Raw genomic sequence first — 18,656 nt, 5'->3', positions numbered from 1 at the left:
GAGCCATTTCTCGCAGAAATCGCAAAGCGTTTCGCGCGCGAATATCCTTTTGAAAGCCTTGCGCAATCAACAATTAAGCCGGCTTACCGTGCCCCGCCGATAATCGGGCATCCATTTTTAAAGTGGTCAGTGGTTTAGCCGATACATTGACAAAGTCACGACAACATTGCCTCATTACTTGCAGGGGTTCACGTTCCTTCCACCGGATGTACTCGTTGATAGGCGTGCGACAAAGGCAGATTGGGTAGCCATGAGCAGAACGCTTCCTGTCCCAGCCAAATCTTTACAAGAGCCGGAGAACACGGCCTGGCTCGGCTGCCTGATCGAAGCCGAAACGCCCGGCGAAGTGTGTACGCTCCTGGAAACCCTGCTTGAAGCTCAGCCTTATTGCATTAATGCCAAAGCGGTCATGCTCAACCATGTGCAGGATGACGCGCAGCCGCTCACTGCCGACGAGCTGAGTCTTGCGCAAACCGCCTTGCAAGCCGCGGACGGCAATCCCGTGACGGTGGATGGCAGGCGTTACGCCGTGCCGTTGCTGGCCGGACAACAGGTTGTCTTGTTGCTCTCGCTCACCGTCGACAGCGCGATCAAAAGCCTGCTTGCCAACGTCAGCCCTTATTTGCAACTGGGTGTGCGTCAGCTTCATCACACCATCAAGCTGGCCGAGCTCCACGATTCGCACAGTCAGCTTGAGCATTCGGAAAATCTGCAGCGCGCGCTGTTTTCGATCTCCGAGCTGTCCGGCTCCAAACGCGACATGCCCGATATGCTGTGCGAGATCCACCATATCGTCAGCGGGCTGATGTACGCGGAGAATTTTTTCATCGTCCGCTATTACCCGGAGCGCGAAACACTGCGCTTTCTGTACTACGCGGATATCAATGATCAGGACAAACCCGATACCAACCGCGATATGCAGTTGGAAGACCGTCGGCACACGCTAACTTGGTATCTGCTCGCCCAGGGCAAACCGCTGATGGGCAGCAACGAGCAATTGCTGGAACAGGTCAATGGCCCCCTCGTGATTGCCGGGCCGGATAGCGACGATTGGCTGGGCGTGCCGATGGTGCGCGACGGTCAGGTCGAAGGCGCGCTGGTCGTGCAAAGCTACGGCACGGGCCTGGTGTATTCGCGCGACGATCTTGCGCTGCTCGAATTCGTCGGCAACCACATCCTTACCGCGCTCGAACGCAAAGAAAGCAAAGACGAACTTGAGCGACGCGTGCGACAGCGCACCGAAGAATTGGATCTGGTCAATCGCGGCCTTCGCGCGGAAGTGCACGAACGGCACCGCGCCGAACGCTTGCAGGAAGCGTTATTCCAGGTCGCGCAATTGGCCACCGCGGATATCGACGAGAACACATTCTACGAACGCGTACATCTGGTGGTCGGGCGATTGCTGGATGCGGAAAACTTTTTTATTGCGTTGCTAAGCGACGATCGCACCAAGCTGGAATTCCCCTATTACATGGATGCCGGAGAACGGCACCAATTGTCGCGCCCGATCGGTCGCGGCCTGAGCGAATTCGTGTTGCGTCGCGGCCAACCGTGGTCCGGCACGCGCGAAGACATCAAGGCGTTGGGACGCAGCGGCGAAGTGGTGCCGCATCATATCGGCGAACCTTCGGCGTTCTGGCTTGGGGTACCGCTGAAAGTGGATGAGGACGTGATCGGCCTGGTCGCCGTCCAGAGCTACGATCCGAATGCCACGTATGGTTCGCAAGAGCAAGAGCTGCTGAGCTTCGTGGCCCTGCAAATCGCCAACAGTATCTACCGCCGCCGTTCCGCCGCGGCGCTGCATCTCGCCAATTTAAAACTGGAGCATCGCGTCGAAGAACGCACGCGCGAACTGCGCGCGGAGATCGTTCGGCGCGAACAGATGCAGCAGCAATTGCATCATCAGGTGATGCACGATCCCTTGACGGGCTTGCCGAATCGCGGCTATCTGCGTGATCGTTTGGATCACGTGCTCAACCGCATTCAGAGCGATCCCGGCCGCCGTTGCGCGCTGCTGTATATCGACGTCGACCGCTTCAAAGTGATTAACGACAGCCTGGGACATCTGGCCGGCGACGAGTTTCTGAAAGCCGTCGCCATTCGTTTGCTGACGCACGTGCGCGAACCGGATATGGTGGCGCGCCTTTCGGGCGACGAATTCGCCATCCTGCTGGAAAATATCGAAGACACCAACACGGCCACCATTATTGCCGACCGCGTATTGCAAGCGGTGGCGGTGCCGCTGCGTATTTCAGGCAAAGAACTCGAACCTTCCGTCAGCGTAGGTATCGCTTGCGGCGATCAAAGTTATCTCGACGCCGATGAATTAATTCGCGATGCGGATATGGCGCTTTACCAAGCCAAAGAACTCGGCCGCAAGCGGTTCGCAGTGTTCGACGAAGCGCTTGCCAAAGGTATGGTCGACGTTCTCGCCATGGAAAGCGAACTGCGCAAGGCGCTGCGACAAAACGAATTCGAACCGCATTTTCAACCCATTTGTCGGTTGGGCGACGGCAAAGTCGTGGGTTATGAAGCCCTGATTCGTTGGAATCATCCGCAACGCGGTTTGTTGCGGCCGTCGGACTTCGTAAAAATCGCCGAGGACAGCGGCCTGATCGAAGCGATCGACTGGCGATTGTTCGAGACCAGCTGCCGCTTGCTGGCGCAGCGTTCGCTTACGGATCGGTTTATTACCTTCAACGTATCGGCGCTGCATTTACGCCATGCCGATTTCGATACGCGCATTTTAAAAATGCTCGAACGCACCGGCCTCGCGCCCGACCGACTAATTACCGAAGTGACCGAAGGCGCCCTGCTGGATAATCCGGAAAGTGTGCGCTCGTTGTTGGATCGTCTGCGCAGCGCCGGCGTTGGCGCGGCGCTGGACGATTTCGGCACCGGCTATTCGTCGCTGAGTTATTTGCATTCCCTGCCCTTGCGCATGCTGAAAATCGATCGCGCGTTTGTGCAGGAATTGGATAAACCCGGCAGCAGCAACACCACAACTGTGGTCGCGGCCATTCTCGCTTTGGCGCATGCGCTCAATATTCAAGTGATTGCCGAAGGCATCGAAACGCAGGCGCAACTCGACGCGCTGGTGAGCATGGGCTGCGAAATGGGGCAAGGTTATTTACTGGGCAGCCCCGCGCCGATTACGCACTGGGTCGACAACCAGAAGAAGTAAGTTTCGCTACGCCCTGCTGGTTCCCGTCCGCACCGAATCCAGGTGTTTGACGTCGCGAATATCTCCCAACCAGATCAACCCATCCCAATCCGGGCGATCCTGATCGATAAGCCGCACGACGCTGTTCATGCCTTCTATGTCGTGCGAATCCAAAAACACCTGCACGGTCGGCGTAACGCTGACGACGCCTTCAATCACTTCGCCATCGTTTTTGACGATGCGCACGGCGGCGTTGACCGCCAATTCGTCCACGCGCTTTTCCAGCATGGCGATATCGTCGGCATCGATATAAACGTGTTCGGCTCTGCGTCCCATGTCGCGCTCCGCTGATTTACATGCCATCAGCGTGGACGCCTGCCCGTAAAACGAACGTGCCCGGCCCGTTACGACACGGGCCGGGCAGATCGGAATCAATCAGGCTTTGAGTTTGGCCGCCTGCGTGGGGTGCTGGTGTTTTTCCTTCACCTCTTGCAATAGCTCCAGAACATGTTCGCGATGTTCTTTGCGCTTTTGCTCTTGCGCCGCAAGCAGCTGCTGCCGACGCGTCATATGCATGGGCGTCATCGGTTTAATGACGGGATGCACCATGCGATTGATGTAATCGGACCACGTACTGAGATGCCAAAGCGACCGGGTCGTACCGGTAGACCTTGAGCCCGGGGTCATTGAGCCAGGGGTATTCATGAATCGGCCTCCACCACGACAGGGTTGCCGTGGGGCAGTCGCCGCACGGGTATTCAATGTGCGCTAAGAGTCGTTAGGCCGCTGTAATCCGGGTGGTGTGCATCACTGACAATTGGCGAACAATCGTCCTTGAAAGCCAGCCCTGACCGGCGCGATTAGCACGCCACATTTTCCTTTCTAATTAAAGGTTTTGATGACTTGCTTCGTGCAAAACATCGCAATTTGATGGGCTGCGTACGGGAAATTTTCCTAGGTCCCGCAGAGCCATTCGGGCGGCATGGATGACAGCGAGACCCGCGCCGGGATGTCCGTTAGTCCGTCACCACGCCAATCGTTCGTAACCACACGTCTACCAGCTTCGGCCAATCGGTAATCGGGAGTTTCGTGTGACGCAATCCAAACGCGTGGCCGCCCTGCGCGTACAAATGCATCTCTGCCGGCACGCCTGCTTTCTTGAGTGCGATGTAGTAACTCAGCGATTGATCCACACCGTCGACATAGTCGTCTTCGGCTTGCACTAAAAATGTCGGCGGTGTGTCGTGGGAAACCGGAACGTTGGTATTGAATACGCCATCGTCGGTCACGAGATGCCCCGGATACACCGCAACGGCAAAATCCGGACGACTGCTTTCTTTATCGGCCGCGTCGATCGGTGCGTATAACGTGTGATTGAAATTCGTGCTGGCTTCCGCGACCAGATAACCGCCAGCGGAAAATCCGAGCACGCCAATCTTGTGCGGATCGATATGCCATTGCGCGGCATGAAAGCGCACCAAACGCAGCGTTCGTTGCGTATCCTGCAACGACGGCACCGATAGCTCGTGGTTGTGCGGGCGACAATCGCAATGCCAATCGTAAGGTTTGCCGGGAACGCGGTATTTCAACAAGACACAGGTGATACCCCGCGACGTGAGCCAGTCGCACACTTCGGTGCCTTCAAGATCCATCGCCAGAATTTCGAATCCGCCGCCGGGTATCACCACCACGGCGGCGCCGGTGTTTTTCCCGGTGGGCGAATACACCGTCATGGTGGGTTGCGACACGTTGTGTTCGGCGAACGCCGTCTTGCTGGCGATCAGGCCTTTGGACGTCTCGCCATATTCCGGCCCCGGCATGGGCTGCAGATCGGGCGCGACTCCAGGCCAGATCGGTACCTGCGTATGTCCGGCAGTCGGCTGCCAAACGGTGGTGGCCGCCTGCGCGCTTACGCATGCGATCAATAAACACAGAGCGATAGCCCACAGCTTCATGACGCGCCTCCCTTCATGCCGAAAATCAAGTGGAAACTCTCTTCCAATCCTGCCGGCCTACTAGGGCGAGCGAAGGTCGTTACTGTGGAATTTTGCGGTCAGCCTCTGCGCAGTCCGATTGACCGCTTCGGCCTTATAGACTGCGGACTATCCCTACAGCGGCAGCGCTGTGGTCCGTTTCACTGTTCGCAACGCCAAGGTCGACTGCACGCGTACCACGCCCGGCAGCTGCGTAAGGATCTCTGTATGGATGCGTTCAAAGTCGACCGAATCGGCGTAGGCGACGCGCACCATGTAGTCCGCTGCGCCAGCCAAAAGACAGCATTCGGTGACCTCCGGGTGTTTTTGGATGGCTTCCTCGAACGCATCCAATGCGGCGCGGCCTTGTTGATCCAGCGTCACCAGCACAAAGGCAGTGCCCGATAGACCTGCCACTTTTTCGTCCAACAGCATCACATAGCGGGAAATCAGCCCCCGCTCCTCCAGCAGCTTTACTCGCCGCAGGCATGCCGACGGCGACAGATTGATCTGCATGGCCAGCTCGGCATTGGCCAAGCGGCCGTCCTCTTGAAGCAGGCGGAGGATGGCGCGATCGCGATCGTCGAGCGGCGGATACGGAGTCGTCATAAATTTCACTTTCTGGCCATTCATTCGCATCCAGTGCGAAAAAATGGCTCAGACCATGGCTTAATCAGCGAGAAATTGCGTGAAGAGTCGATCATACTGCGCGCCGCGTGTGTCAAGAAAGACCGGCGCGCTCACCTTCCACCACCCAGTTTCCATCACCAGAGAGAAGTCCAGCCATGCGTATCGGTGTGCCGAAAGAAATCAAAAATCATGAATATCGCGTGGGCCTGGTCCCCTCGTCCGTGCAGGAACTGGTGCATAACGGCCATCAGGTGATGGTCCAGAAGGATGCCGGCATCGGCGCTGGCTTGTCGGATGCGGACTACGTGGCCGCTGGCGCGACGATCGTCGAATCGGCCGACCAGATCTTTGCCGAAGCCGACATGATCGTAAAGGTGAAGGAACCCCTCGCCGTGGAGCGCAAGAAGCTCCGCAAGGGCCAGATCCTCTTCACCTACCTGCACTTGGCGCCCGATGCGGAACAGACGCACGACCTGATCGCCTCCGGCGCGATCTGCATTGCGTACGAAACGGTCACCGCCAACAACGGTTCGCTGCCGCTGTTGACGCCGATGTCCGAAGTGGCCGGCCGCCTGGCTCCCCAGGTCGGCGCGCATGCGCTAGAAAAGGCCCAGGGCGGTCGCGGCATTCTGCTGGGCGGCGTCCCGGGCGTACCGGCGGCTGAGGTGGTGATTCTCGGCGGCGGCGTGTCGGGCACGCACGCAGCGACCATTGCCGTCGGCATGGGCGCGAAGGTCACCGTGGTGGATCGCTCGCCCGACGCGCTCAAGCGCCTGGCCACGCAATTCGGTACGTCGATCTCCACCGTGTTCTCGACGCGCGCCGCGCTGGAAGAACTGGTTCCGCGCGCCGACCTGCTGATCGGCACCGTGCTGGTTCCGGGCGCAGCGGCTCCCAAGCTCGTATCGCGCGCGATGGTGCAGACGATGAAGAAGGGCTCGGTGATCGTGGACGTCGCGATCGACCAGGGTGGCTGCGTGGAAACCTCGCACGCCACCACGCACTCCGATCCCACTTACGTGGTCGACGACGTGGTGCATTACTGCGTGGCGAATATGCCGGGCGCCGTGGCGCGCACGTCCACGTTCGCGCTCAACAGCGTGACGCTGCCGTTCACCCTTTCGCTCGCCAACAACGGCTGGAAGAAAGCGCTGTCGCAGGACGTGCATCTACGCAACGGCCTGAACGTCTTCGAAGGCAAGGTCACCTGCGAACCCGTTGCTCAAGCGCACAACCTGCCTTACGTGAAAGCGGAAACTGTGCTCGGCATGTAAGCGCTCTCAAGGCGACCACTCCGCAACGGGGTGGTCGCCTGTTTTAATGATGGCGCGGACCATCACAGGATCGAAGGCCATGATGCGAATTGTTTCGGGCGACCTCGATGATCCGCGCGTTGTCCGCCTACTGAATATCCACGTGACAACCGCCCGCGCGGAAACCGCACGAGACAGCGCTCATGCGTTGGATATCGATGCGTTGCGGTCGCCGGATATTCGCTTTTGGGCCGCGTGGAACACCGACGAACTTCTCGCCGTCGGCGCACTGCGACAACTGTCCGCGGAACTGGGCGAAGTGAAATCCATGCACACGGCGCATGCGGCTCGCCGTCTTGGCGCGGGCAGCGCGATGCTTCGCCACATCATCGACGCCGCCGCGAACATGGGTTTGTCGCGCTTGGCGCTTGAAACGGGTTCGTGGGATTACTTCATTCCCGCACGTGCGTTTTACAAGCGCCATGGTTTCGTGGAATGCCCGCCGTTTGGCGACTATGTGGCGGACCCGAACAGCGTCTTTATGACGCTGGCATTGAACCAAGCGAAAAGCGACTAACGGAGACGTACGTCAGATTCCTTGCGACGTACGCCCCTGCGCTCACGTCGTGCCTTGATCTTTGGCAGGCGCTTGAGCCGCGTGTTTTCCGCCGTGGCTGCGCTCGCCGCCTTTGCGGCCGATGGCGGCCATGTGCTCGCGATTTTCGCTGACGGCTTCGCCGCCTTTCTGACCGATGGCGGACATATGTTTACGATTCTGACTGATGGTCTCGCCGCCTTTGCGGCCCGCTTCCCGTGCTTCTTCCGAGCTGAATTCGTGGGCGTGCCCACGCTCGTGCGCTACGCGTCCGCCAAGACGGGCGATTTCGCGCTGCCGCGCTTCGTCCATCCCGGCGAATCCTCGTCCGCCGCTGCGATCGTTGCGAGGGGTGTCTGCGTTTTTGAAATCTGTCATAGCTGTCACTCCTGATCGATGTCACGCACAACACGCTTGCGTGTCGTACGGTTCGATCATGGCGACGCTCATCTATAGCGAAAGTCTCGACATAGTGAAAAGCGTTTGCACAAAATTCAGCGTTCAAACGCCTGCTTGTCTGCGCACAATAATGACTTAAAGCCGTTATGCGCGGGTCGAGCAGCCTCGTCAGCGCGCAGCGCTTAACGAAGCTTTTATTTAACGCGTGTCGCCACTCACGTTGCGCGACGCAAACGCAGCGCGTTGCTCACTACCGATACGGAAGAAAGACTCATCGCCAATGCGGCGATCATCGGCGATAGCACCATACCGAACAGCGGATACAGCACGCCCGCCGCCAACGGCACTCCAAGCGCGTTGTAGACGAACGCAAAGAAAAGATTCTGGCGAATATTGCGCACGGTCGCCTGCGACAACGTGCGCGCGTACAGGATGCCGCCGAGGCTGCCTTTCACCAGCGTGAGTTGCGCGCTTTCCATGGCGACGTCCGTACCCTGCCCCATCGCAATGCCGATATCCGCGGATGCGAGCGCCGGCGCATCGTTGATGCCGTCGCCCGCCATCGCAACGCGCTTGCCTTGCTTGCGCAGCGACTGAATCACGGCCGCCTTGTCGGCAGGCGACATATCGGCGTGAATGTCGTCGATGTCCAATTCGCGCGCCACGCTGCTGGCGGTCGTGAGGTTGTCACCCGTCAACATTACGAGATGCAAACCGCCCGCTTTCAGGTCCGCGACGGCTTGCCGCGTATCAGCCTTGATGCGATCGCTTACCGCGAACAAACCTTCGGCTTTGCCATCTACAGCAAGGAACATGACGGTTGCGCCGCGAGCGCGGTGATCGTCAGCTTGAGCAAGAACGCTTGCATTCAATGCAATGCCGAATTGTTCCATCAGCCGCACATTGCCAAATGCCAATCGACGTTCTTGCACGCGCCCGCTAACACCGCCGCCCACGTGATACTCAAAATCCTCAGCATCGTTGAAACCGACCTGCTCCTTGTTTGCTGCCGCGACGATGGCTTTGGCCAGCGGATGCTCGCTCGAACGCTCGAGACTGGCGGCGAAATGCAGCAGATGCTCGCGACTCACGTCGCCCAAAGCGACGATGGATGCGAGCAAAGGCTTGCCTTCCGTCAACGTGCCGGTCTTGTCCACCACCAGCGTGTCGACATCGCGCAGCGTTTCAATCGCAGCCGCGTCTTTGAACAGCAGACCGTGCTGCGCGCCGCGCCCGCTCGCCACCATGATAGAAATCGGCGTCGCCAAACCCAAGGCGCACGGACACGCGATGATCAGCACGGATACCGCTGCAATCAACGCATGCGCGAAACGCGGTTCCGGCCCAAACGCGATCCATCCGATGGCGGCCAATAAAGCGACACCGATGACGGCCGGCACAAACCACGCCGCCACGCGATCGGCCACGCGCTGCAGCGGTGCTTTGCTGCGTTGTGCCTGCGCAACTTGCGCAACGATCTGCGACAGCATCGTCGATGCGCCGATTTTTTCCACGCGCATCGTCAGCGTGCCCTGCTGATTGACTGTGCCGCCGGTAAGCGGATCGCCTGCCGTTTTAGAGACTGGCATCGGTTCACCGGTCAACATCGATTCGTCCACCTGCGTGGCGCCGCTCAACACGACGCCATCCACGGGAATTTTTTCGCCGGGGCGTATGCGCAATACGTCGTCGATCTGAACATCGCTTACAGGGATATCGTGTTCTTCGCCATGGGTTATGCGGCGCGCCGTTTTCGGCACCAACTCCAATAACGCTTTCAACGCCGCACTGGTGCGCCGACGCGCTCGCCATTCCAGAAAATCGCCCAAGGTCACCAAGGTGACGATGACAGCCGCGGACTCGAAGTACACGCCGACGCGACCGTGCAAATCGCGGAAGCCCAAGGGAAAAAGCTGAGGCGCCGAGAATGCGATCACGCTGTAGAGCCATGCGACACCCGTACCGATGGCGATCAAGGTGTACATGTTCGGTTGCCACGGCCGCAACGAACGCCAGCCGCGCGCAAAGAACGTTGCGCCGCCCCACAATACGACGACGCTGCCGAAAATCGCCTCGATCCACGCGCTCGTCCCCGACCATGATTGCGGCAAGCGCATGCCTGCGTGCGGCAGCATCGCGATAAGGAAAACCGGGAGCGTCAACGCGATCAGCAGCCACAGCTTTCTGCTCATGGCTTGCGCTTCGCCAGCGTCGTCATCCTCCAAGCTCGGCATCATCGGCTCCAGCGCCATGCCGCATTTGGGGCAATCGCCCGGGCCGTTCTGTTGCACTTCCGGGTGCATGGGACAGGTGTAGATCGCGCCGGGAATCGCTGGCGGCAGCGCACGATGCTCGTGCAAATACGCTTCGGGATGCGCGATGAATTTCTGACGACATCCGGCCGCGCAAAAGTGATAGGTGTGTCCGTGGTGGTCGGCGTGATGCGGCGTAGTGTTTGGATCGACCGTCATGCCGCATACCGGATCTTTCGCGGTGGCGTTCACGTCGGTCGAAGGCGTCGCATGGCAGCACGAGTGGTGTGCGCTCATGCTTGCGGCTCCTCGTCCGCCAACGCACGCAAGATCGGGCAATGTTCCGGATCGCCCTTGCCCGGGCAGGCCTCGATCAGCTGCTCCAGCCCCTGGCGGATACGCATGAGCTCGGCGATCCGTGCATCGATGCTGGCGAGACGCTGCTCCGCGCGTTTGCGCACCGCCCGTACACCGCCGCGGCGATAGGATGAGAGCGCCAAAAGATCGCGAATTTCGTCCAGGCTGAAGCCCAGATCCTTGGCGCGCCGGATAAAGCGCAATCGCGCGACCGCCGTGTCGTTGTAACTGCGGTAGCCGGAGGCGCGCCGCAATGGTTCGGGCAGCAGGCCCTCCCGCTCGTAAAAGCGGATCGTGTCGATGGCGACGCCGGCGCGCTTGGCGACGGCTCCAATAGTCAGGGAAGCGGCTTGAGTAGTCATGCGACAAGTCTAGACCCTTGATCTAGGTCCAGAGTCAAGCGATTCGTTTATCCCTTAAAAAAACGGCCGAACGGGTAATTCATTTTCCAGCCAGCTACTTTGCCTCGACCCCAGTAACCTTGCCGCACCGCACAGGGGCTCCACATGCATTCCGAGAACACCGAACAACACACACGCGCCTCGCTTCCGCTGGCGCCTTCGCTTGATCCCACGCTTGCCGCCGCGCATATGCCGCGGCAATTCCGTCCCTTGGACGCCCGCGTGCTCTGGATCGGGTTTGTCGCCGTCTTGCTCGGCGGCGTGGTCGCCGTCGTGGCGAAAGTCCTGACCGCCTTGATCGGTCTGATCACCAATATCGCTTTCTATGGGCGCTGGAGTTACGACTTTGTCAGTCCGGCGAACAATCACCTGGGTTGGTGGGTCGTTCTGGTTCCCGCCGTCGGCGGCTTGATCGTCGGCGTGATGGCACGCTGGGGCTCGCGCGCGATTCGCGGGCACGGCATTCCTGAAGCGATGGAACAAGTGCTGCTCAACGAGAGCCGCATTCCGCCACGCATCACCTGGCTGAAGCCGGTTTCCTCCGCCATCGCCATCGGCACCGGCGGCCCGTTCGGCGCGGAAGGTCCGATTATCGCCACCGGCGGTGCGCTGGGTTCGTTGATTGCGCAGTTGATGCACGTCACCGCCGACGAGCGCAAAACGCTGCTGGCCGCCGGCGCCGCAGCCGGTATGGCGGCGGTGTTTTCCGCACCGATTTCCGCCGTGTTGCTGGCGATCGAATTGTTGTTGTTCGAACGCCGTGCGCGCTCGCTGATCCCCGTGGCGCTGGCCGCGACCGTCGGTACTGGCGTGCGCTATGTGCTCGAAGGCAACGAGCCGATGTTCCCGATGCCGCACGTCGGCACGCCGACGCTGCCTGCCATCGCGACGTATATCGTGCTCGGCTTGATCGTTGGCGTGTTGAGCGTGGGTATTACGCGTCTCACGTACGCCATCGAAGATCATTTCGAAAAACTGCCGATCCACTGGATGTGGTGGCCGGCAATGGGCGGCATCGTGGTCGGCGTGGTCGGCTATTTCATGCCGCTGACGCTCGGCGTTGGCTACACGAATATTTCCACGGTGCTCAGCGGGCAGATCGGCCTGACGGCGATGCTTGCGTTGTGTCTATTGAAACTGTTGTCGTGGTCGGTCGCATTGGGCAGCGGCACCTCGGGCGGTACGCTCGCACCGTTGTTTACCATCGGGGGTGCGATGGGCGGCGTGTTCGGCATGGTGCTAGCGTCGGTCGCGCCGTGGTTGCAGGTCGATCCGCATCTGGCGGCGCTGGTTTGCATGGCGGCCATTTTTGCCGGGGCATCGCGCGCGTTTCTCACCTCGGTGGTGTTCGCGTTCGAAACCACACAGCAGCCCCACGGCCTGCTGCCCCTCCTCGGCGCATGTGCCGCTGCGTATCTCATTTCCGGATTGATGATGCGCAATACGATCATGACGGAAAAGATCGTACGCCGCGGTGTGCGTGTGCCTTCCGACTACGCAGCCGATTACCTGGATCAGATTTTTGTGCGCGACGCGTGCAGCCGCAAAGTGGTGAGCCTGCAAGCCGAGGACACGATCGAACAGGTGCACAACTGGCTTGCCACTGCCGGAAAGAGCACCAAGCATCAAGGTTTCCCGGTGCTCGATGCGAACGGCCAGGTGATCGGCGTGGTAACGCGACGTCAGCTTTACGACGCGACACTGGCCAACGATGCGACGGTTCGTTCGCTCGTGCAGCGCCCGCCGATTGTGGTGCGCGAAGATCACACGCTGCGCGAAGCCGCCGATCATATGGTGGAACGCGATGTGGGGCGCCTGGTGGTGATGAGCAAAAAGGCGCCGCACGAGATGATCGGCATTATCACGCGCGGTGATTTGCTCGCGGCGCATGCGAGACGGTTGCGCGAGGCGCGACTTGCTTCGCGGCATTTGGATTTAACGGGGAAGCCGAGCGCGCCCTGATCCATACGTATTACTCGTCGCCCCGGCGAACGCCGGGGCGACGATCTATGCAAGCGCGTCGTCTGCGGCGACAAAACCGCCCGTTTGCCGCTGCCACAACCTCGCATACAAACCGCCATGCGTAATCAACTCCGCATGCGTTCCGGTCTCTACTACCCTGCCCTTGTCCATCACCACCAATCGGTCCATGCGGGCAATGGTGGAAAGACGATGCGCGATGGCGATAACGGTTTTGCCTTCCATCAGCAGTTCCAGGCTTTCCTGAATCGCCGCTTCCACTTCGGAATCGAGCGCGGATGTCGCTTCGTCGAGCACCAGAATCGGCGCATCTTTCAACAGCACGCGCGCAATGGCGATGCGTTGCCGCTGACCCCCGGAAAGTTTTACGCCGCGCTCGCCGACATGCGCATCCAGGCCGCGGCGTTCTTCGCCGTCGATCAAGTTCGGGATAAATTCGTCGGCGCGCGCCTTGCGAATCGCATCTTGCAACTGCGCTTCGCTTGCGTCAGGACGGCCATACAGAAGGTTGTCGCGCACGGAACGATGCAGCAGTGACGTATCCTGCGTCACCACACCGATTTGAGAACGCAGGCTTTCCTGCGTCACCTGCGAGATATCGCTGCCGTCGATGCGAATATGACCGCCTTCCAGGTCGTACAGGCGCAACAGCACATTCACCAACGTGGATTTGCCCGCGCCCGACGGCCCCACCAAGCCGATCTTTTCGCCGGGACGAACCGCCAGATTCAATCCCGAGATCACGCCGCCCTGCTTGCCATAATGGAAGTGGATATCGTCGAAATGCACTTCGCCCGCGACCACTTCCAACGGCATCGCGCCTTCGCGATCTTGTACGGCGCGCGGCTCTGAAATCGTGGTAATGCCGTCCTGCACGGTGCCGACGTTTTCGAAGATGCCGTTCACCACCCACATAATCCAGCCGGACATATTGTTGATGCGGATCACAAGGCCCGTGGACAGCGCAATCGCGCCGACCGTCACGCGGCCTTCGCTCCACAACCACACCGCCAGCGCCGACGTGCCGACGATCAGAAAGCCGTTCAACGTCGTGATGGTGGTATCCATTGCAGTGGTGAGCCGGGTCATGGCGCGCAGCTTTTCGGTCTGCTCGCCCATTGCATCCGCCACGTAGGCTTCTTCGCGTTGCGTATGCGCGAAGAGTTTGAGCGTGAGGATATTGCTGTATCCGTCGACGATGCGGCCCATCAGCTTGGAGCGCGCTTCCGATGCGAGCCACGAGCGTTGGCGCGTGCGCGGAATGAAGATGTACAGCGTGCCGACGTACAAGAACAACCACACTACCAGCGGCGCGGCGAGCCACACATCGGCCTGTGCAAACATCACGATGGCGCTGCCGGTGTAGATCGCTACGTACCAGATCGCATCCACGATCTGCACCGCCGATTCGCGCAGCGATGCACCCGTCTGCATGATGCGGTTGGCGATGCGCCCGGCGTAATCGTTTTGAAAGAAACCGAGGCTTTGGCGAATTACATACCGATGGTTTTGCCAGCGGATGCGGTTGGTCAAGTTGGGCACTACCGATTGATTGACCAGCAGATCGTGCACGCCGATAAAAAGCGGACGCAGCACCAGCGCCACAAACCCCATCCACATCAATTCGTGGCCGTGCTCGGCGAAAAACGCCTTGCCAGGCGCGCCCTTGGCCATATCGACAATGCGGCCGATAAATCCGAACAACGACACCTCGACCAGCGCGACGCCGAATCCGATGATGATCGCCGCCGCGAACACTGGCCAAACCTGGCGCAAATAAAACGCATAGAAGCGCCACACCGACTTGGGCGGCATGGTGTCGACGGGGTCCTTGAAGGCGTCGATCAGGGATTCGAACCAGCGAAAGATCATGGCGCGGTGTCCATTGGGCGAGCCATTGATATGGGGATGAACCGGCAACTATACAGGGCCGTCGTTTCAGGGCATTCGCGCCCACCTTGCCTGAATGCTGACTACCCCTGAAAGGCCAATTCGGGCGAGAACAATTGACCGTGAGCGACGTCATTCGGATCATGCCCGTTATGCGCACACTCATCTGCAAGCTTTTCGCCTCATCGATGCTGCTCGGCTCACTCTTGCTGAGCGCCCCATCCACGCTCGCGCAGAACGCGCCTGCACCGGCCAGCGCCAGTTCGACGCAAGACCCGGCCCAGGCGCTGAGCGGCCTCAGCAAACAGCTGGACAACATCAAGACGTCGTTCAACAGCAAATCCACGACGGCGACGCTCAACGATCTACGCAGTCAAACCGGCGATGTGCAGCAACACGCCGACCAGCTGATCCAGACGCTGAGCCCGGAGCTCGACGGCGTGCAGACTAGACTCACGGTGCTGGGACCCGCACCCACCGCCGGCGCGCCACCGGAAACGTCGGCGGTCAGTCAGCAGCGGCATCAGCTTGAGCGCGACAAATCCAAGCTCGACGGACAGATCAAGCAGGCGCAGCTGCTGAGCCAGGATGCGTCCAAGTTGGCGTCGCAGATCGTCGAGGCGCACAACGAGCAATTTCAGGCACAACTGGGTTCGCGCACGTACTCGCCGCTCGGCTTGGGTTTCTGGAGCGAGTTGAAGAAAAACTTTCACGACGACATCGGACATATCAGTTACGTCAAAGGCCTGTTGTCCGAAGACGCCAGCATTGCGTGGCAACCCGACAACCGCCTCCCGTTCGCGTTGTGCCTGGTCGGCGCCGTGTTGCTGATTGTGCCGGGCCGCTGGCTGGTGGAGCGTTGGACATTGGCGCTGGCCACACGTTACATGCCCGATGGGCATCTGCGACGCAGCGCGTTGGCGGTGATCTTCACGTTGGCGGTGACGCTGTCGATCGGCTTGGCCGCGCGTCTTGTGTACCTCGCGTTCAACTGGAACGACACGCTGAGCGAGGAAGTCGAAACGTTTGCGCAGTCCATCGTGCGCACCGTGTTTTTCTCGGCCTTTATCGCTGGACTTGGGCGTGCGCTGCTTTCGGTCAATCACCCTTCCTGGCGTTTGCCGGCGTTGACGAAATTCACCGCACGCACGCTGCGCTGGTTTCCGTGGTTGCTAGGCGGCGCGTTTCTGCTATTGGGCGCCATGGAGCGGTTGAACAACCTCGCGGGCGCCAGCTTGCCAGCGACGGTTTGCACGCGCGCATTTCTTGCGTTGCTGATCACAGGCTTGGTGGGCTCAGCCTTGGCTCGCGCCAAACGCGCACGCAATACGCAACGTTCGCAAGGCGAAAAGCCGGCGAGTCATGCGGTGTGGGTCGGTCTGTTGTTCGGGCTGGCCACGCTGGGCGTGGTTGTGGCGTGGCTGTCGGTGTTGACCGGTTACGTGGCGCTGGGCTTTTTCATCTCGTGGCAGATGATGTGGATCGGCATGATCGTCGCGTCGCTCTATATGCTTTCTCATCTGCAACGCGATCTGTTCGAAACGCTGCTCGCACCGAAAGGACGTAGCGGGCAACGCTTGCAAGCGTCGTTCAATGTCGCATCGACCACGCTGGAGCAGGCGTCGACGGTTTTGTCGGCGGTCTGTCAGATTTTGCTGCTACTGGTGGCGGTGGGCACGTTGCTAGTGCCATTCGGCGGCGGCCCGCAAGATATCTTCTCGCATATCGGCAACGTATTTACCGGATTGAAAGTCGGCGAGCTCACTATCAAACCGGGCGCGATTTTCAATGCCGTGCTGGTGTTTGCGTTGGGCCTGTTCGCGGTGCGCATCGTGCGGCAATGGTTGTCGCATCAACTGCTGCCCAAGACCACGCTCGATGTCGGGATGCAGAACTCCATCGTCACGTTGCTGAATTATGTGGCGGTGGTGATCGTGTTCGCGCTGGCATTGCGCACGGCCGACGTGAGCTTGGAAAGCTTGACGTGGATCGCCAGCGCGTTGTCGGTGGGTATCGGTTTTGGCTTGCAGGCGATCGTGTCCAACTTTATCTCCGGCCTGATACTGCTGGCCGAGCGGCCAGTGAAGGTTGGCGATTGGGTCAGCATGCCGGGCGTCGAAGGCGATATTCGCCGCATCAACGTGCGCGCGACGGAAATACAGTTGAGCGACCGTTCCACGATGATCGTGCCGAACTCGCAATTCATCACGCAAAACCTGCGCAACGTGACGCATGGCAATGCATTGGGTCGCGTGAAATTGAGCCTACCGATGCCGTTGGACAGCAACGCCGACAAAGTGCGCGAGATCATGTTGGAAGCGTTGCATGCCAATCCGTCGACGCTCGATACGCCTGCCCCGGCGGTAACCCTGGACGACATCACCAGCGCGGCAATGACCTTTACCGGCGTGGCTTATGTCCGCAGTCCGCGCGAGGCATCCGCGGTGAAAAGCGCGCTGTTCTTCGACATCCTGGCGCGACTCGGCCAGGCACAGATGCCCCTATCGACGCCGCAAAGCATGATCGTGCGCAATTTGGGGCCGTTGGGCGAAGACAGTCCTGCTGCGCCTAGCGTTTAAGGCAAGTCGGCGATACAGCGATTGCAATGAAAACCATGCTCCACTCAGAGGGCGCAGATTAGGTTGTAGCAACTCTCCACGGGAGACGAAGCTCATGAACGACAAGATCACCCACGGCAGCACCATCATTCCCGGCATGCGCTACCGCGACGCACACGCCGCTATCGATTGGCTGTGCAAGGCGTTTGGGTTCGAGAAGCATGCCGTGTACGAGGACGCGCAAGGTCGCGTCGTGCACGCGCAGCTGGTGTACGGCAACGGGATGGTGATGCTGGGCGATATCAATTCCGGCGCCTTCAGCGAGCACATGGTGCAACCGGATGAGGTGCAAGGCCGCGAAACGCAATGCGCATGTGTGACCGTTATCGATTGCAAAGCGCACTACGAACGGGCGAAAGCCGCCGGTGCGGAAATCATCGAGGAATATGCCGAGAAAGAATACGGCGGCGCGGGTTATGCCTGCCGCGATCCGCAAGGCCACCTGTGGTGGTTCGGCAGTTACGACCCGTGGCAAATCCCGTAAAAAAAGAAACGGGACGGTCGGCCCGCCCCGTTCTTTATGAAACGGTAGTTAGCGCAAAGGATTATTGGCACTTCTCGTTTTTGGCTGCGTGATAGCCGGCCGCTTGCGCATCGGCGGCGCTCATGTACTTGCCTTCTTTGGTCTTGCCGTACCACTTGCTACCTTCGCAGTGATAGGCCTTGGTCTTGGAACCAGTATTGACCCACACCTGACCCGCACCGCCGCCAGCCGCTTGCGTGGCGGCAGGCGTCATCTTCGAAGCAGCCGACGACTTGGCGGCAGGCGCTGCTGCCGCAGCCGGCGCGGCGGCTGCAGCCGGAGCGGCCGACTCTGCCGCCGTGCTGCTACCCGACGAGCTGGAGCTGCTGGACGCTTTCTTGTTGATGCCCTTGTGCCCATGGCAGGCACCCTTCGTGGTGGTGACCGTCTGGGACGTACCATCGTTGCACTGCACCGTCATGCTGCCCGCGGCGGCGGGAGCTTGCTGCGCATAAACACCTGGAGCAGCCATAAACGCGGCCGCCAGCACTGCCATCAATCCAAACGACTTCATTGCGATTCCCTCCAGCTAGACATGCCCCAATGTAGGAAACGCCCCGCCCACATCTCGAAGATGAGCGGGGATTCCTACGTGTCGTTTCGCTTGAAACGACAACCCCAA

General features: G+C 59.9%; 15 protein-coding genes. 6 read left to right on the top strand and 9 right to left on the bottom strand.

Going from position 1 to position 18,656, the window contains the following annotated elements; all coding sequences use genetic code 11:
• Positions 1-250: 250 nt before the first annotated feature.
• Complete coding sequence (locus tag L0U79_RS11635; protein ID WP_233842441.1) at positions 251-3,184, top strand: EAL domain-containing protein; 2,934 nt, start codon at positions 251-253, stop codon at positions 3,182-3,184.
• A 6-nt stretch (positions 3,185-3,190) separates the two neighbouring features.
• Here the strand turns inward: L0U79_RS11635 and L0U79_RS11630 are convergent, their stop codons facing one another.
• The 4 genes from L0U79_RS11630 to L0U79_RS11615 form a co-directional block, all read right to left on the bottom strand.
• The gene (locus L0U79_RS11630) at positions 3,191-3,499 is read right to left on the bottom strand and encodes a DUF3247 family protein (protein WP_233842440.1); all 309 of its coding nucleotides are present in this window, start codon (positions 3,497-3,499) and stop codon (positions 3,191-3,193) included.
• A gap of 99 nt (positions 3,500-3,598) precedes the next feature.
• Positions 3,599-3,868 carry a hypothetical protein gene (locus tag L0U79_RS11625; RefSeq protein ID WP_233842439.1) on the bottom strand — a complete coding sequence of 90 codons (270 nt, stop codon included), beginning with the start codon at positions 3,866-3,868 and terminating at the stop codon, positions 3,599-3,601.
• A gap of 311 nt (positions 3,869-4,179) precedes the next feature.
• On the bottom strand, positions 4,180-5,118 hold the full coding sequence (locus tag L0U79_RS11620; protein WP_233842438.1) for an alpha/beta hydrolase: 939 nt from the start codon (positions 5,116-5,118) through the stop codon (positions 4,180-4,182).
• A 153-nt stretch (positions 5,119-5,271) separates the two neighbouring features.
• The gene (locus L0U79_RS11615) at positions 5,272-5,769 is read right to left on the bottom strand and encodes an Lrp/AsnC family transcriptional regulator (RefSeq protein ID WP_233842437.1); all 498 of its coding nucleotides are present in this window, start codon (positions 5,767-5,769) and stop codon (positions 5,272-5,274) included.
• Between the two features lie 152 nt (positions 5,770-5,921).
• On the opposite strand from L0U79_RS11615, the gene ald reads away from it, so the two are divergent.
• Positions 5,922-7,040, top strand: a complete 1,119-nt coding sequence (gene ald / locus L0U79_RS11610) for an alanine dehydrogenase (RefSeq protein ID WP_233842436.1) — start codon at positions 5,922-5,924, stop codon at positions 7,038-7,040.
• Positions 7,041-7,119: 79 nt separating this feature from the next.
• Positions 7,120-7,596 (top strand): GNAT family N-acetyltransferase, encoded by a 477-nt coding sequence (locus tag L0U79_RS11605; protein WP_233842435.1) that lies wholly within the window; start codon positions 7,120-7,122, stop codon positions 7,594-7,596.
• 42 nt (positions 7,597-7,638) lie between these two features.
• Here the strand turns inward: L0U79_RS11605 and L0U79_RS11600 are convergent, their stop codons facing one another.
• From L0U79_RS11600 to L0U79_RS11590, 3 genes are all read right to left on the bottom strand, one after another.
• Positions 7,639-7,992, bottom strand: coding sequence for a general stress protein (locus L0U79_RS11600; protein ID WP_233842434.1), 354 nt, complete (start codon positions 7,990-7,992; stop codon positions 7,639-7,641).
• A gap of 236 nt (positions 7,993-8,228) precedes the next feature.
• Positions 8,229-10,562 (bottom strand): heavy metal translocating P-type ATPase, encoded by a 2,334-nt coding sequence (locus tag L0U79_RS11595; protein ID WP_255682795.1) that lies wholly within the window; start codon positions 10,560-10,562, stop codon positions 8,229-8,231.
• Entirely contained in the window at positions 10,559-10,984 is a 426-nt protein-coding gene (locus tag L0U79_RS11590) for a heavy metal-responsive transcriptional regulator (protein ID WP_233842433.1), read from the bottom strand. Before L0U79_RS11590 ends, L0U79_RS11595 begins: the two co-directional genes overlap by 4 nt.
• Before the next feature lie 228 nt (positions 10,985-11,212).
• Between L0U79_RS11590 and L0U79_RS11585 the strand changes: the two genes are divergently transcribed.
• A complete protein-coding gene (locus L0U79_RS11585; RefSeq protein ID WP_233843892.1) occupies positions 11,213-12,985 on the top strand; it encodes a chloride channel protein in 1,773 nt (590 codons plus the stop codon).
• Positions 12,986-13,030: 45 nt separating this feature from the next.
• Here L0U79_RS11585 and L0U79_RS11580 read toward each other — a convergent pair whose 3' ends face one another.
• Positions 13,031-14,872 (bottom strand): ABC transporter ATP-binding protein, encoded by a 1,842-nt coding sequence (locus tag L0U79_RS11580; protein WP_233843891.1) that lies wholly within the window; start codon positions 14,870-14,872, stop codon positions 13,031-13,033.
• Between the two features lie 173 nt (positions 14,873-15,045).
• Between L0U79_RS11580 and L0U79_RS11575 the strand changes: the two genes are divergently transcribed.
• Both L0U79_RS11575 and L0U79_RS11570 read left to right on the top strand, forming a co-directional pair.
• Positions 15,046-17,472, top strand: a complete 2,427-nt coding sequence (locus tag L0U79_RS11575) for a DUF3772 domain-containing protein (RefSeq protein ID WP_233842432.1) — start codon at positions 15,046-15,048, stop codon at positions 17,470-17,472.
• A 94-nt stretch (positions 17,473-17,566) separates the two neighbouring features.
• Positions 17,567-17,995, top strand: coding sequence for a VOC family protein (locus L0U79_RS11570; protein ID WP_233842431.1), 429 nt, complete (start codon positions 17,567-17,569; stop codon positions 17,993-17,995).
• Between the two features lie 61 nt (positions 17,996-18,056).
• On the opposite strand, the gene L0U79_RS11565 is transcribed toward L0U79_RS11570, so the two are convergent.
• The gene (locus tag L0U79_RS11565; protein WP_233842430.1) at positions 18,057-18,548 is read right to left on the bottom strand and encodes a hypothetical protein; all 492 of its coding nucleotides are present in this window, start codon (positions 18,546-18,548) and stop codon (positions 18,057-18,059) included.
• Between the last annotated feature and the right edge of the window lie 108 nt (positions 18,549-18,656).

This window comes from Dyella sp. 2HG41-7, from assembly GCF_021390675.1.
In the GTDB taxonomy this organism is placed as follows: Bacteria; Pseudomonadota; Gammaproteobacteria; order Xanthomonadales; family Rhodanobacteraceae; genus Dyella_B.
The sequence above is the reverse complement of the archived record's forward strand: the minus strand, read 5'-3'. Positions and strand labels throughout refer to the sequence as shown.